Origin of the sequence: Streptomyces longispororuber, from assembly GCF_014656095.1 — a bacterium.
Lineage (GTDB): Bacteria > Actinomycetota > Actinomycetes > Streptomycetales > Streptomycetaceae > Streptomyces > Streptomyces longispororuber.
Genome location: NZ_BNBT01000326.1, coordinates 1 through 1,057, shown reverse-complemented (window position 1 = coordinate 1,057; position 1,057 = coordinate 1). Strand labels below are relative to the sequence as shown.

Annotated in this window: 1 pseudogene; it reads right to left on the bottom strand. The window is 81.6% G+C overall.

Annotated elements, in window-relative coordinates:
• Positions 1 to 1,057, bottom strand: a pseudogene (locus tag IE330_RS38460) (cell division protein FtsK); the annotation flags it as partial.

Here is a 1,057-nt window from a genome sequence, read left to right as displayed (position 1 = left end):
GTGCCCGCTCCCGCCGGTGCCGTCGGGCCGCAACGGGGCCAGGGCCCGGGCGAACCGCTGCGCCCACGCCGCCGACACCGCGTCCACCACGGCGACCGTGCCGTGCCCCGCGGGCCGCCCGTCCACCGCGCGCAGCACCCGCAGCGCCGTCGCCACGTCGCCGCTGAGCAGCGCCACCGCCCCGCACGCGCGGAACGCGGGCGCCACCGCGCACGCGGCCTCGTACGTCTCCGTCACCGGCGACGCGGGCGAGGCCGCGGCCGTCTCGGCCAGGCACACCACGTGGATCCCCGCCCGGCCGCCCTCCCGGGTGAGCCGGGCGGCGGCCTCCCGCAGCGCGGCGGAGCCGGGGTCGCCGTCCAGCACCACGACCGTGCGCGGACCGTAGGCCTCCGGGGACGCGGGCCCTTCCCCCTGGCCGGCTCCGGTTCCGTCCTCGGCGGCTTCGGCGGCCTCGTCCAGGCGGCGCAGCAGCTCGCCGGTGCGCGCCGCGGCCTGCTCGCGGTCGTACGCAAGCAGCAGGCGGCAGTCCTGCCCGCGCGCGGGGCGCAGGTGCGGCAGCCAGCCGAGCCAGGACCACTCCGCGGTCCGCTCCTGTGCCGTCCGCGCCCGGTCCGTGCTGATCAGCACGATCTCCAGGTCCGCGGGGGAGTGCAGCGCGGCGAGCTGCGCGAGCACCGACCGGGCCAGGCCCGCGAGCCGCTCCCGCGGCCCGGCGAGCCCGAGCGCCCCGGCCTCCCGGAGGCTCACCGTCACCGGCACGGCGGGCAGCAGCGTGCTCTGGCCGGGCGCCGCCCGGTCGACTGTGCCGAGCCGCACCGCGAGCGCCTCCGGATGCCCGGGCCCGCGCTCCCACAGCCGCGTGCCCGGCCCGAGGGCCGTCAGGAGCAGCGCCGCCGCGTCGGGCCACACCTCGGGCACCGGCCGCGCGGACGGCCCGCCGCCCGCCGCTGCCGCGTAGGCCCCCGGCGCCGGGGGGCCGTCGTCCCCCTCGTCGTACGCCTCGTAGTCCCGGCCCGCGTCCTCCGCGCGGCCCCCGGTCAGCCGCCGCGCCCAC